Below are 14,454 nucleotides of genomic sequence, written 5' to 3' on the forward strand. Positions count from 1 at the left end.
AAACGGCTTCCGATTGATTAAATTAGAAAACACAGTAGAAAGATAGAGAGAAAAATTATGTTAAATCAGTTTTCAAGAACAGAACTTTTATTTGGAAAAGAAGCAATGGAAACACTGGCAAATAAAAGAGTGGCTATATTTGGTATAGGTGGTGTCGGTGGATATGTATGTGAAGCACTTGTCCGCAGTGGAGTAATGCATTTTGACCTTATAGATGATGATAAAGTATGCCTTACTAATTTAAACAGGCAGATTATTGCTACGAGAAAGACTGTAGGCAAATATAAAACTGAAGTTATGAAGGAAAGAATTTTAGAGATTAATCCTGACGCAGAAGTAGAAATCCATAACTGTTTCTTTCTTCCTGAAAATGCAGATGAATTTCCGTTTGACAAATATGATTATATTGTAGATGCGGTGGATACGGTCACGGCAAAGATTTCTTTGGTAATGAAGGCTAAAGAATTAAATATACCTATTATAAGTTCAATGGGAGCGGGAAATAAATTGGACCCTACAATGTTTAGGGTTGCAGATATTTATAAAACGAAAGTCTGTCCTTTAGCTAAAGTTATGCGTCGTGAATTAAAGAAGCGCGGGGTTAAGAAATTAAAGGTAGTTTATTCAGAAGAAATGCCAAAGAGACCAATTGAAGATATGGCAACAAGCTGTAGAACTCACTGTATTTGCCCACCGGGTGCTAAGCACAAATGCACTGAAAGAAGAGATATTCCGGGAAGTGTAGCATTTGTTCCTTCAGTTGTTGGATTAATTATCGCAGGAGAAGTATTAAAAGATTTGGCACAGATACAAAGGTAATATGGGAGATTATATATGAGTGTTTCAATAGAACAGTTAAAATCCATGAACGCGGATGAATATCAGTTAATAGATATGCGAAATGAATCAGAGATTGCACACGGAGAAATTCCGGGAGCAATAACTATTCAGGCAGAAGAAATAGAAAACAGTGAATTGATTGATAAAACAAAAAGATTAATTATTTGCTGCAGCAGAGGACAGAATAGTATTGAAGTAGCACAAAATCTTGTGGAAAAGGGATATGATGCTGAAAGCCTTGAAGGTGGGTATGTTGCATGGCTTTTAGATATGATGAAACAGCAGGAAGCAGAGGATATAAGCAAAGATGTTGAGCAAAGCCTTCGTAAGAAGTTTAAGAAAAAAATCTGGTGCAAATTTACAAAAGCAATTAATCAGTATGAACTTGTAAAAGAGGGAGACAGAATAGCGGTATGTATTTCAGGTGGAAAAGACTCAATGCTTATGGCTAAGCTTTTTCAGGAATTAAAACTTCATAATAAATTTGAATTTGATGTTAAATTTTTAGTTATGGATCCGGGATACAGCCCGGCTAACAGAAAAGTCATAGAGGAGAATGCAAGAAAGTTAAACATACCTATTCATATATTTGAATCAGATATATTTGAGTCAGTTTTTAATGTGGAAAAATCACCATGTTATTTGTGTGCAAGAATGAGAAGAGGACATTTATATCATTTTGCTCAGGAATTAGGCTGTAATAAGATTGCTTTAGGACATCATTATGACGATGTAATAGAAACAATTCTTATGGGAATGCTTTATGGCTCACAGATTCAGACAATGATGCCAAAACTTCATAGTACAAATTTTGAGGGAATGGAATTAATCAGACCATTATATCTTGTAAGAGAAGATGATATTAAGGCGTGGAGAGATTATAATAATTTAAGATTCATCCAGTGTGCATGCAAATTTACCGATACATGTACTACCTGCAATAATGAAGAAAACAGATCTAAGAGAGTTGAAATTAAAGAACTTATAAAAACATTGAAGCAGACAAATCCATATGTAGAAGGAAATATTTTTAAGAGTATAGAAAATGTAAATTTAGATACGGTTGTTGCATATAAAAAAGATGGTGTTAAACATCATTTCTTAGATACATATGATCTCCCGAAAAACAACGGAGAAAAAAAGGATGAATAAGAAGGAAATAGAAACAGCCTTCATAAAATCAATTCCAATAATGTGCAGTTACTTATTTGTAGGAACGGCATTTTACATGATTTCGATTTTGAAATGTATCCGGAGGAACATTGCATAAAAGAACAGGAAATAATGAGAGAGCGTGGAGCAGATATGCTTGGCTGGACATTGGATGATTTGATAACACAGACAATAGAAGCATTAAAAACATTCAGACCATAAATAGTAAAAATGCTTGGTTGGAAATATTTCAAAACTGTTTATTAAAATTACTATTTATGCTACAAAACAGTAGAACCTTATAAACTTTTCTGCTAAAATATATTGGTTGAGATTAGAATCCCGTCTAAAAATGCAGACGGTGATAAACAAAAGTAAAATATATTATAGAATACGAGGTAATAACTAATGGGTGGATTTTTTGGAGTGGCATCTAAAGAAGATAGCGTTTTTGACTTGTTTTTTGGAATTGATTATCATTCACATTTAGGAACAAGACGTGGTGGAATGGCAGTTTATGGAGAAGACGGATTCAATCGTTCAATTCATAATATTGAAAATTCTCCTTTCCGTACAAAATTTGATAAAGACATACAGACGATGAAGGGAAAATACGGAATCGGTTGTATTTCAGATTATGAACCACAGCCATTAATTGTACGTTCACATCATGGTACATATGCACTTACAACAGTTAGTAAGATTAACAATATGGATGAACTTACAAAGATGTTATTTGACAAAGGTCATTCACATTTTCAGGAGATGAGTGGTGGAGAAATTAATGCAACAGAACTTGTTGCAGCACTTATAAACCAGAAAGATAACCTTATTGAAGGAATGAATTACGCACTTGAAAAAATAGACGGTTCATTATCAATCTTACTTATGAATCATGCAGGAATTTATGCTGCAAGAGATAAATACGGAAGAACACCGATTGTAATCGGAAGAAAAGAAGGTGCATTTTGTGCGTCATTTGAAAAGTTTGCTTATAAAAATTTAGGATATACAGATTATAAAGAATTAGGTCCTGGAGAAATTGTAGTTATGACAGAAAACAATTGCATAACTCTTCAAAAACCAGGTGATGATATGAAAATCTGTACATTTTTATGGGTATACTATGGTTATCCGGCAAGTTCATATGAAGGTGTAAGTGTAGAACAGATGAGATATAACTGTGGAATGAAGATGGCACAGAGAGATAATGTTAAGCCTGATATTGTAGCAGGTGTACCAGATTCAGGTATTGCACATGCTGTTGGTTATGCAAATGAATCAGGAATCCCATTTTCAAGACCATTTATCAAATACACACCAACATGGCCTCGATCATTCATGCCAACAATTCAGAGTAAGAGAAATTTAATTGCAAAAATGAAATTGTTAGCAGTAGAAGAATTAATTAAAGATAAAAGCCTTTTATTAATTGATGACTCAATTGTAAGAGGAACACAGCTTAGAGAAACAACAGAATTTTTATATGAGAGTGGTGCTAAGGAAGTACATATAAGACCTGCATGCCCACCATTATTATATGGCTGTAAATATTTGAATTTCTCACGTTCATCATCAGAAATGGAATTAATTACAAGAAGAGTTATAGAGAGACTTGAAAATGGAAATGTAACAGATGAAGTTTTAGAAGAATATGCTAATCCGGATTCTGAAAAATATGAATGTATGGTTGAAGAAATCAGAAAAGAACTTAACTTCACATCATTAAAATTTAACAGATTAGATGATATGTTAGATTCAGTAGGAATAGATAAATGTAAATTATGTACATATTGCTGGGATGGAAAAGAATAATATTAATATTTTTTATGCAAATGCAAATAATAAGCAGTAGCATAATATAAGAGGTGAATTAAATGGAACAGTTAATTAAAAATATTAGTAAAGCAGAAGTTCTGACTTTAAAAGAACAGGTATCTTATCAGGAAGGACAGGTAGTCAGTAAGACTCTTGCACAGAATGATGCTGTAAGTGTTACATTATTTTCATTTGATAAAGGTGAAGAAATAAGTACTCATGAATCAGGCGGAGATGCATTTGTAACATGTCTTGACGGAGTTGGGGAAATTACAATTGATGGAAAAAAATATGAACTTCATGAAGGAGAATCAATTGTAATGCCAGCAAAACATCCACATGCAGTTCATGGTAAAGAACAGTTTAAAATGCTTTTGGTAGTTATTTTTTAATAAAAATATTAGAACTTTTAATTTGAAAATTTAATTATTTAAATGAAGTAAAAGAGTTGTCGCTTGAATTACTCGTTTTCACATACACAAGTATAAAAAATATTTGCTACTTAGATTAGAAATGAGTAAATCGTTAGCGACTGCTCTTTTTTTGAGCTTTTTTATGATAATTTTCTCAGATATATTTAATAATATGTAATTAGCAATAAAATGTATTTTTATCGATATACTGAACCATGGACGTAGATATCGTCCTGACTGCATTTATAGGGGAAATGAAGAGAAAATATTTATAATTTACAAAAAGTTACAAAATTTATAATAGAAGCAATAACATTGTTATAGGTACTTAAGAAAATATTAAAAATTTTCATAACAATATATGTATTATTACAAGACTATAATAATGTCGTAGCCAAAAGTTACCAACTTATGAGCAAGCTCATATGGACTTAGAACTTTTGACTTTGGCATCATATATACAATTGGGTTAGAAAAAAGATACATTGTGGATTTAGATTTTTGACCGCGTTATCTAAAATTCAGATTACAAAAAAGGAGTAAATCATGGAAAAGAAAAAATGGATTGCAGTATGGTGTATTTTAGCTGTACTGGTAGTAGGAATGGGAGCAAGTATTACATTAAGTGCTGTAATGTTTAATAAAGTCAGTGGATTAAAGACAAGTGTTGACAGTACCCTTGCAAAAGATGAGGATGTGGCACAGGAAGATGATGTTGTTATTGCTGACGAATACACAATTAAATCAACAAAAAATATTTCTGATGCATATAAAGAAGGAAGAGAAGATTCTTTAAATAAAGAAGATAAAGATACTCTTGATATGGCTAAGAAAGTTCTTGATGAAATAATAACAGATGGAATGTCAGATTATGAAAAAGAACTTGCTGTGTACAATTGGATGGTAAAAAATATAAAGAATGATACAGGAATGATGTCTGTAATTCCAACATCAGGTCAGAATGCAGCAACTCCAAATGGTGTTTTAAAATCTAAAACAGCGGTTTGTGTAGGATATGCAACAACTTTCAGATTATTTATGCAGATGATGGATATTGAATGTAAAGTAGTACATACAACTGACAGAATCCATTCATGGGATGAAGTAAAACTTGATGGTGAATGGTATCATACAGATATTTATTCAGATGCAGGAAGTCCAAATTATTCACATTTTAATATGAATGATAAAGAATGTAGTGACAATTATGAATGGAATACAGATTTCTTCCCGGCAGCAACAGGAACAAAATATAACTACGCAGTAGTGAATAATGAAAAATTAGATGATGTATATAAACTTCCAAAGAAAATAAAAAAAGCAATCGAAGATAAGAAATATTTTCTCGCTTATAATTTAGGACAGGATGTAGATGATGAAAAAGTCAGCATAATAAATGCAATTGTACAGTCGATTTCAAATTATGTTACAGATAGTTATAATTTATCAGCTAATTTGATTGATGCAGACAATGGCGATAAAGTAATGGCTGTATATATCTCATCTTATAACGATACATCAGCTATGGATAATTTATCAGATAAGGTTACTGAGAAGATTAACAAAGCTGTAGATAAAGCTTTTAGTGATTTTGCAGAAATGTCAGGAATGGAAGACGAAGATTTAGGAGACATAACAAGTAATTCAAGAACAATTGGTTCATCAGATGAAGCAATAGAGAATGAAATCTTAAATGAAGGAGCAGCTGATGAAAGCGAATCAGTAGCAGCTGAATAAGAAAACTTATGTGAACTTAGGTCTTTTGATTCTGGTAACATAAAAGATTTTAATGAGAGGAGTCCAAGGTGCTGTAATGGCACCTTGGAAATATTAATATGAAAAATAAGTTTATTAAAAAAATATTTAACATTGCATTAGTGTGTGTATTTGCAATTCAGTTGGTTGGATGTGGAAATAACAATAATAAAATAGATATGACTAAACTTGAAAAAACAATGATGGCAGCAGACACAGATATGCCAACAATGTTAGCAGTAAATTCTGATTCAGATAATACAAAAGATTTATTTGCGTATCTTTCGGATATGGATTACAGTAAGGTTGACAAATATTTTTTAGATTATGCACAGGAAGGAACGGCTGAAGAGGTTGCTGTTATCAGAGTTAAAAACAGCAAAGACGTAGATGAAGCAAAAAAGAGCCTTGAAAAACATATTCAGGACAGAATTTCATTTTACAAAACTTATGACCCAACACAGGTAGACAGAGCAAATGATGCACAGATATTTGTTAAAGATGATTATGCTGTTTTAATTGTAAGTGATAATGCAAGTGAAATAAAGAAAGCATTTGAAGATAGCTTTAAATAAAAAAGGAAAAATATATGGTATTTAGCAGCGGAGTTTTTTTGTTTTTATTTTTGCCTATCGTATTGGCAGTATATTATATATGCCCTGGAAAGCTAAGAAATACAGTACTATTTGTATTCAGCCTTATTTTTTATGCATGGGGTGAACCGATATATGTTGGAATAATGATTTTCTCAACAGCATTTGACTATTGTAATGGAATGCTGATAGAAACATTTAGAAAAAAACATAATGAAAAAATCTGCAAAATCGTAATGATAATGTCGGTATTTGTAAATTTGGGAATACTGGCATTTTTCAAATATACGGATTTTGTAATTACAAATATAAATAATTTATTTGGTGCATCTGTATCATTATTGCAGATAGCCCTTCCGATAGGTATATCATTTTATACATTTCAAACATTATCTTATACAATAGATGTTTATCTTGGAAAAGTTAAAGTTCAGCACAATATAATAAATTTTGGAATGTATGTGAGCATGTTCCCGCAATTGATAGCAGGACCGATTGTAAGATATAGTGATGTTGAAAATCAGATAGCCAGACGAAATGAAAATATAGATGACATAGCAAATGGTTTTAGAAGATTTATTGTTGGACTTTCTAAGAAAATACTCGTAGCAAATCAGGTCGGAAATTTATGGGACGAAATATCGGCAATGTCTTCAATCACTACATCAATGGCATGGGTAGGAGCTATCGCATATACTTTTCAAATTTATTTTGATTTTTCAGGGTATTCGGATATGGCAATTGGCTTAGGGCAAATGTTTGGATTTAAATTTCCTGAAAATTTCAACTATCCATATGAGTCAAAAAGCATTACTGAGTTTTGGCGCAGGTGGCATATGACTCTTGGAACATGGTTTAGAGAATATTTGTACATACCACTTGGTGGAAATAAAAAAGGAGTTCCAAGACAGATATTTAACTTATTTATAGTTTGGTTCTTAACAGGATTATGGCATGGTGCAGGTTGGAATTTTGTCTGTTGGGGATTATATTTCTTTATAATTTTAGTTTTGGAAAAATTTGTGTTAAAAAAAGTGTTAAATAAATGCCCAAATATTTTAAAACATATCTATTCATTGATTTTAATAGTATGTGGCTGGGTTATATTTGCATGTACTGACATGTCAGAAATGGGTACATTCTTTAAGGCAATGTTTGGAATTAAAACTCCGTTTCTTGGAGAAATGTCTTTATATTATATAGGATCATACGCAGTTATTTTAATAATTGCAGCTATAGCAAGCACAAAATTACCAAAATATATTGTAGGTCAGGTTGCAATTAAAATGAATGTTTCAAATAATGTTAAATTAATTGTAAGTAATGTGGCATGTTTAATTCTGTTCTTTATATGTGTTGCATTTTTAGTAGGAGATTCATATAACCCGTTTTTATATTTTAGATTTTAAAGGAAAGGGTAAGTATATTTTTAATAGAGATATGTGTTTATACTATAAGAAAAAATTAGTATTAATATGTAAGTCTTGTTAGAAGAACATTAAAAGGTGAAAATATGAGAAAAATAAATTGTATATTTGTCATTGTGATGGTACTTATTCTTGCCGGAACGGGAATAGAGATTTTTGCCACAAAGGATAGAAGCTTTTCGGAGAATGAAAACAGATATTTAGAGGAAAGACCCCAAATTAGTTTAAGCAATATAGAAAATACTGATTTTCAAAAGTCATTAGAAAATTTTATTAGTGACCAGATTCCTGAAAGAGAAAAATTGATTACTTTAAGGAGCGTGGCTAAAGAGTTAACGGGAATTAAGGATATAGAAGGAGCTTACATTGGAAAAGATGGTTATTATCTTGAAAAAATAACGAATGAAGATGTGAGTGAAGAACAGCTGAAAAATAATATAAGATACATAAATACATTTTTTAATAAAAATAAAGAACTTAAAAGTTATGTAATGTTAATTCCTGGTTCCGGAAATATATTAACTGATAAATTACCAAAACATGCAGATGTTTACGACTATAATTATTATGAAAAAATAGCAGAAAAGGAATTTACAAATAATGCAGACAATAATACTCAAATCGTAAACACATATGACGCGTTGAAGAAATTATCGAAAGATTATATTTATTATAAGACAGACCACCATTGGACAACTAAAGGTGCATTTATTGCTTATAATGAATTTTGTAAAGCGGCGGGAATAGAAAGTGAACCTTATGAAAATTTGAAAATGAAAAATGTGACAGATAAATTTTATGGAACATTATATTCAAAGGTTCTTGATAAAAAGAAAAAAGGCGATTCGATAGAAATAGCAGAAAATATTCCCCAATGTAATGTGATGATTAATGGTAAAAAATCAGAAATTTACCATATAGATAAATTAAAAGAAAAAGATAAATACCAGGTATTCTTTGGTGGAAATTATGGTGTAGTTAGTATTGAAAACAATGAGGCAAATAACGATAAAAATTTGTTAATAATAAAAGATTCATATGCAAATAGTTTTACACCATTTTTATTAAAAGATTATAAGACAATTACAATTGTGGATTACAGATATTTTAGTGGAAATCTTCAAAGTATTGTACAATCTAATAATATAACAGATGTGCTTGTTTTATATGAAATGAGCAATTTTATGAAAGATAAGAATTTGGTAAAGATGATGTTTTAGTTTGAAATATACTTAAAGCCCGGAGTGTGGACAACGCCCCGGGCTTTAGTATAAAAGTGTTTATCATATATATAAATCACAGATATTTTAAGAATTAATTTATTCACTTCTCAACGCTGCAACAGGGTCTTTCTTTGCTGCATTTTTAGCAGGAATAAATCCGCCAATCAACGTTAAAATAACACTTAAAACAATTAATATAATTCCACTTTGAACAGGTAAAAATGCATTTACATTAGTTGAGTCTGTAACTGCATGAATAATTGCATTTATAGGAAGCAGTAGAAGACAGGTTATTCCTATACCTATCATTCCGGAGAATAGTCCTATAATAAATGTTTCAGCATTAAATACCTGAGAAATATTTTTCTTTGATGCACCAATTGCACGAAGAATACCAATCTCTTTTGTTCTTTCAAGTACAGATATATAAGTTATAATACCAATCATAATAGATGAAACTATAAGAGAAACTGCAACGAAAGCAATTAATACATAAGTTATTACATTAATAATTGTAGTGATACTTGACATAAGTAAAGCAACGTAATCAGTATATGTTATTTTATCCTTATCGTCCTTTACATCTTTATTATACTTGTCAATACAATCAGATATTGAATCCTTATCTTCAAATGTATCAGCATAAATGCTAATTGATGAAGGAGCGCCAAGGCTTACGTATCCAAAATTTTTCATATTATCATCATAGCTTCCAACATCTATATAGTTATCATATATAGAAAGCATTTCTTCATCTTTAGGATTCTCTAAATATGAATCAAGCATGGCAGCTAACTGGGTTTCAGTCATTGAATCAAGCATTTGAATCTGCTCAGGAGAATCAGCATATGCAGTCATTGCCATGGATTTCCACATATTTGCTTTGTCTGATGTAGAAAGGTTTGACAAATAAGTTTTGGCATCATCAATTTTTATACTGTCATTGTCCGGATTAAAATGTAAACCGTTTAATACATTTACGTCAGGACTATTTTTTTGAGCTTTAACAATATCACTTTTATTTCCATAATTAATTAAATAATTAGTAAGAGCCTTAGTGTAGCCAACACTTCCTGATATTTGAATATTAGATGAGTCATCTGAAGTCTGTCGGATGATACCTGAAACTTTCAAAGTAATACCTGATTTTAGTAATTCTTCAACTTTATTATTGTCATTGCCAACATATTTAAATAAATCAGATTTATTTTTCTGATAAAGGTCGCTATCCGCAATTAAATAAAAGTTGTGATTACATATGTCTTCATATGATATCTTGGAAGTTTCCGGATTGACTTCTTCCCCTTTATTAATTTGCTTTAAAATATCTTTATAATCTTTTGATGGTAAAAGCCCAAGATAATAAAGAGTAGTAAGTGATACTTCATTATTTTTATCTAAAACAAGAACAACTTCATCATAAGCTTTAGGCCAGTCACCATATACAACTTTATAATTATCTTTTATGACATTACTTACGAGTTCATCATTTTTGCCGGATAACATTTCAGTAAATGGACTGCTATTCATATTTCCTGTCATCATATCGGTGCTCATAGAAGTGCTCATATCCGCATTCATTGAGACTGACATACTGCCATTCATCTGGGCAATTGAACTTGTATTAGAATTAGAATTTGAAAATGTGCTTCCATTAGTATTTACAAGAGTATTGTCTGAATCATAAGAAAATACAGAAAATGGAACATCATAAGAATAGACTATTCCGTTTTCACCAACATAATTGTTGATTTCACTGTCCTTATTATCAAGATATTTTTTAAATTCAGTCAAATTATTTTCGCTAATACTTGTTGCCATTTTACTTGTCATCATAATATCTGTTCCATTTGAAAAAACAGCATTTAATTTATGATTAACTTTCTTTTTAGAAGCCTGTTCGCCGGCATTCATCATGCTGGAAAGGTCAAATGTTTTTTGTTCTATGGTTATTGGATATGAAGTCATGGTATCCTTTTGAATATCAGTGATGTATTGATTGACACCTGTTGAAAGCGATAATATTAATGCAATTCCAATAATTCCTATTGAGCCTGCAAATGCAGTTAAAAATGTTCTCCCTTTCTTGGTTTTTAAATTATTAAAACTAAGGGCAAGAGAAGTCAAGAACGACATTGACGATTTACCCATATTTTTATGCTCGGGCGGAGCTATTTTTTTGTCATTAAGTTCAAATGGATTAGAATCATCTAATATATGACCGTCTTTTACTCTGACAATTCTGTTTGCATAGAGATTTGCAAGTTCAGGGTTATGAGTAACCATAATGACAAGTTTGTCTTTAGCAACTTCCTTTAAAAGTTCCATAACCTGAACACTTGTGTCACTGTCTAATGCTCCCGTAGGCTCATCAGCAAGTAAAATATCAGGATTATTAACTAAAGCTCTGGCGATTGCAACACGTTGCATCTGACCACCTGAAAGCTGATTTGGACGTTTGTGAATCTGTTCACCAAGCCCCACATCCGTAAGAGCCTGCTTAGCTCTTTCCTTGCGTTCTTTTTTTGAAATTCCTGAAATTGTAAGCGCCAATTCAACATTTGATAAAATGGATTGATGAGGTATAAGATTGTAACTTTGAAATACAAATCCTATAGTATGATTTCGGTAAGAATCCCAGTCTTTATCTTTGTATTTTTTTGTGGAAATTCCATTTATAATCAAATCTCCGGTATCATATCGGTCAAGACCTCCAACGATATTAAGTAATGTAGTTTTACCGGAACCGCTAGGCCCTAAGATTGCAACGAATTCATTGTCACGAAAATTCAAACTCACATTATTGAGGGCAGTTTGCACAAAATCACCAGTTGTATATTTTTTTGAAATATTTTTAATTTGCAGCATAAATCCTCCTAAGATTTTTAAGTAGATGTATGGGTAATTTATATATATCAATTATAAAAAAGACAAAGCTAAAATCCTATAAATATGTTATGTCTATATAAGAGTATTCTTTAAAATTTATGCCCGCCAAAAAATAATAAATTTTCTTATACAAAACCCAATAATATCATAACTATAGTTTATAAATAAAATAACAATATTTTGTTAACAAATAATTATTTAGGAGTATAATTAAAGAAAAGAGGAAACAAAATGAATGAAGTTCATTTTAATAAGTGTTTACGCTAAACAGCCACTGACAAAAGGGAGGGGCATTATATATTAAAGGATAGGTGCGGATATGAAAAAAAGATATATTGAGTTGCATCTTCATTTAGATGGAGCAATTACGCCTGATATAGCAAAAGATTTGGCAGCATTGCAGAAAATAAAACTTCCATATAAAGACGAACGTGAATTAGAAAAAGCTCTTATGGTTTCTAAAGATTGTAGAAGTTTAAATGAGTTTTTGGAATGCTTTAAATTACCTTGTAGTTTACTGCAGACAAAAGAAGGAATAGCGAGAGCTGTTTATTTGGTTCAGGAAAACATAAAAAGACAAGGTGTAGTATATGCGGAAATAAGATTTGCACCACAACTTCATATGGATAAAGGTTTGACTATGAGGGAAGTTATTGAAAGTGCTTTGGATGGATTAAAGAAGTCTGATTTGAAATGTAATCTTATTTTATGTTGCATGAGAATGGCTGATAATAGAGAACAGAATTTGGAAACAGTTAAACTTGCAAAAGAATATTTGATAAATGAAGAAAGCAGTGAAGATTACGGAGTAGTTGCACTGGATTTAGCAGGAGCTGAGGCATTATATAAAACAGAACAATTTATTGATGTTTTTAAACTTGCAAACGAATTAAATGTACCATTTACTATACATGCAGGGGAGGCCGATGGCGCAGAAAGTGTAAAAAAAGCAGTTGAATTTGGCGCAAAAAGAATAGGACATGGAGTAAGAAGTGTAGAGAACTTGGCACTTATAAAAACACTTTCAGAGAAAAAAATATGTTTGGAAATGTGCCCTACAAGTAATTTGCAGACAAAGGCAATTGAAAAGATTGAAGATTTTCCGATAAGAGAGTTTATGAAATCAGGAATTCCTGTTACAATTAATACAGATGATATGGCAATATGTGGAACGGACATGGGGCATGAGATGAACTTAATAAGAAATAAATTTGACATTACGGATAATGAAGAAAGTGAAATTTATGCAAATGCAGTAAGATATTCATTTGCTAAAAATAAGATTAAAAAACAACTAATGGAGGTACAATAATGGCAGAAAAAGTAGAATTTTCCAGCAAGCAGATGTTGGATTGGATGGGATATATTGCAGATATGTTGCAGATAAGTCCGGAAAAAATTAAGTTGTTAAATACATGCAGCAAAAGAAGAAATGTATTGGCAACAATAGCAACTCATAAGAGAGTTTTGATTTTTGCTGATGAAACAAATGAAAATATGCTTTATAAATTATGGGAAGCAGGATACGGCGATTATGAAATGTATTACGGACAAGGATATGAGCCGGGTGAAATGAAACACTGTAAAGTATTTGAACTCATGGATGTAAATATAAGTGGACCTACAGTTATTTTTGTAGTAAATGAAAATACACGTGAGTCTATGATATTTGGAATGAAAAATGAAAACTTTTCAACAGGTAGTGTAAAATATGTTGGACACGAAATCCGCTCCGTAATTATGAATAAGTTAGAAATGGATGTAAGGGATACAGTACTTATTGCCAGTGGTGAAAGTATTGTAATAGAAGCATCAATGGTTGCATATGAAGGTGTGGTAATTGCTGTTGAAAGAGATAAAGGTTCACTTGCATCAATGGAAGAAAATGCAGCAAAATTTGGAGTACATAATGTAGAAATAGTATCGGATTTAACAGAAGAAACATTAAAGGATAAGCCGGTTCCAAGACTTGCTTTTCTAGTTGCACAAAAGGATACAATTGAGCAGGATATTGTAACACTTAAAAAGATAAATCCGGATATGAAAATTATAATATATACTTTAGAGCTTGATATACTTTCAGATATTCCATATTTATTCAAGAAACATGGAGTTAATTTGTCTGAAGTAATGCAGATATCTGTTTCAAAGACAGATAAGGACAGTGTATTTGTTGCACAGCCTGCACCATGGATAATTTCAGGTGAATAAATGGGCAGGTATCAAGGCATTGCATACACTTATGAGCAAACTTATGAGGGCTTATATCTTTTGGCCTTGGTAATATATATAATATTTAATATAAGATGCTGTTTCGATAGCAAATTTAATTTGCTATCGAAAC

11 protein-coding genes and 1 pseudogene are annotated in these 14,454 nt (G+C 31.3%); 11 read left to right on the plus strand and 1 reads right to left on the minus strand.

Going from position 1 to position 14,454, the window contains the following annotated elements:
• The first annotated feature begins 57 nt into the window (after positions 1-57).
• From DWX29_RS08790 to DWX29_RS08830, 9 genes and pseudogenes are all read left to right on the plus strand, one after another.
• Positions 58-819 carry a tRNA threonylcarbamoyladenosine dehydratase gene (locus tag DWX29_RS08790; protein ID WP_118565663.1) on the plus strand — a complete coding sequence of 254 codons (762 nt, stop codon included), beginning with the start codon at positions 58-60 and terminating at the stop codon, positions 817-819.
• Between the two features lie 15 nt (positions 820-834).
• Positions 835-1,992: an ATP-binding protein gene (locus DWX29_RS08795; RefSeq protein ID WP_118565664.1), complete on the plus strand. Its 1,158-nt coding sequence runs from the start codon at positions 835-837 to the stop codon at positions 1,990-1,992.
• A 66-nt stretch (positions 1,993-2,058) separates the two neighbouring features.
• Positions 2,059-2,145: pseudogene (locus DWX29_RS13140) on the plus strand (hydrolase); the annotation flags it as partial.
• Between the two features lie 255 nt (positions 2,146-2,400).
• The gene (locus DWX29_RS08805) at positions 2,401-3,807 is read left to right on the plus strand and encodes a phosphoribosyltransferase family protein (RefSeq protein WP_022088088.1); all 1,407 of its coding nucleotides are present in this window, start codon (positions 2,401-2,403) and stop codon (positions 3,805-3,807) included.
• 62 nt (positions 3,808-3,869) lie between these two features.
• Positions 3,870-4,202 (plus strand): cupin domain-containing protein, encoded by a 333-nt coding sequence (locus tag DWX29_RS08810; protein ID WP_022088087.1) that lies wholly within the window; start codon positions 3,870-3,872, stop codon positions 4,200-4,202.
• Between the two features lie 567 nt (positions 4,203-4,769).
• Complete coding sequence (locus DWX29_RS08815; protein ID WP_118565665.1) at positions 4,770-5,960, plus strand: transglutaminase-like domain-containing protein; 1,191 nt, start codon at positions 4,770-4,772, stop codon at positions 5,958-5,960.
• A gap of 98 nt (positions 5,961-6,058) precedes the next feature.
• Positions 6,059-6,553, plus strand: a complete 495-nt coding sequence (locus DWX29_RS08820; RefSeq protein WP_118565666.1) for a DUF4358 domain-containing protein — start codon at positions 6,059-6,061, stop codon at positions 6,551-6,553.
• 14 nt (positions 6,554-6,567) lie between these two features.
• Positions 6,568-7,980 carry an MBOAT family protein gene (locus DWX29_RS08825; RefSeq protein WP_022088084.1) on the plus strand — a complete coding sequence of 471 codons (1,413 nt, stop codon included), beginning with the start codon at positions 6,568-6,570 and terminating at the stop codon, positions 7,978-7,980.
• A gap of 104 nt (positions 7,981-8,084) precedes the next feature.
• Positions 8,085-9,218 (plus strand): DHHW family protein, encoded by a 1,134-nt coding sequence (locus DWX29_RS08830; RefSeq protein WP_117910710.1) that lies wholly within the window; start codon positions 8,085-8,087, stop codon positions 9,216-9,218.
• 99 nt (positions 9,219-9,317) lie between these two features.
• On the opposite strand, the gene DWX29_RS08835 is transcribed toward DWX29_RS08830, so the two are convergent.
• The gene (locus tag DWX29_RS08835; protein ID WP_118565667.1) at positions 9,318-12,089 is read right to left on the minus strand and encodes an ABC transporter ATP-binding protein/permease; all 2,772 of its coding nucleotides are present in this window, start codon (positions 12,087-12,089) and stop codon (positions 9,318-9,320) included.
• Between the two features lie 340 nt (positions 12,090-12,429).
• Between DWX29_RS08835 and add the strand changes: the two genes are divergently transcribed.
• Together add and DWX29_RS08845 are read left to right on the plus strand one after the other, a co-directional pair.
• Positions 12,430-13,422 (plus strand): adenosine deaminase, encoded by a 993-nt coding sequence (gene add, locus DWX29_RS08840; protein ID WP_118565668.1) that lies wholly within the window; start codon positions 12,430-12,432, stop codon positions 13,420-13,422.
• Entirely contained in the window at positions 13,422-14,321 is a 900-nt protein-coding gene (locus DWX29_RS08845; RefSeq protein ID WP_118565669.1) for a Precorrin-6B methylase 2, read from the plus strand. The genes add and DWX29_RS08845 overlap by 1 nt, the downstream gene beginning before the upstream one ends.
• Positions 14,322-14,454: the final 133 nt, after the last annotated feature.

Origin of the sequence: Eubacterium sp. AF19-12LB, assembly GCF_003479125.1 — a bacterium.
In the GTDB taxonomy this organism is placed as follows: Bacteria; Bacillota; Clostridia; order Lachnospirales; family Lachnospiraceae; genus Eubacterium_U; species Eubacterium_U album.

Coding starts and splice junctions, on each gene's coding strand:
- DWX29_RS08830 (WP_117910710.1), top strand. CDS start 8,085: ATGAGAAAAATAAATTGTATATTTGTCATTGTGATGGTACTTATTCTT.
- DWX29_RS08790 (WP_118565663.1), top strand. CDS start 58: ATGTTAAATCAGTTTTCAAGAACAGAACTTTTATTTGGAAAAGAAGCA.
- add (WP_118565668.1), top strand. CDS start 12,430: ATGAAAAAAAGATATATTGAGTTGCATCTTCATTTAGATGGAGCAATT.
- DWX29_RS08795 (WP_118565664.1), top strand. CDS start 835: ATGAGTGTTTCAATAGAACAGTTAAAATCCATGAACGCGGATGAATAT.
- DWX29_RS08805 (WP_022088088.1), top strand. CDS start 2,401: ATGGGTGGATTTTTTGGAGTGGCATCTAAAGAAGATAGCGTTTTTGAC.
- DWX29_RS08825 (WP_022088084.1), top strand. CDS start 6,568: ATGGTATTTAGCAGCGGAGTTTTTTTGTTTTTATTTTTGCCTATCGTA.
- DWX29_RS08820 (WP_118565666.1), top strand. CDS start 6,059: ATGAAAAATAAGTTTATTAAAAAAATATTTAACATTGCATTAGTGTGT.
- DWX29_RS08835 (WP_118565667.1), bottom strand. CDS start 12,089: ATGCTGCAAATTAAAAATATTTCAAAAAAATATACAACTGGTGATTTT.
- DWX29_RS08810 (WP_022088087.1), top strand. CDS start 3,870: ATGGAACAGTTAATTAAAAATATTAGTAAAGCAGAAGTTCTGACTTTA.
- DWX29_RS08845 (WP_118565669.1), top strand. CDS start 13,422: ATGGCAGAAAAAGTAGAATTTTCCAGCAAGCAGATGTTGGATTGGATG.
- DWX29_RS08815 (WP_118565665.1), top strand. CDS start 4,770: ATGGAAAAGAAAAAATGGATTGCAGTATGGTGTATTTTAGCTGTACTG.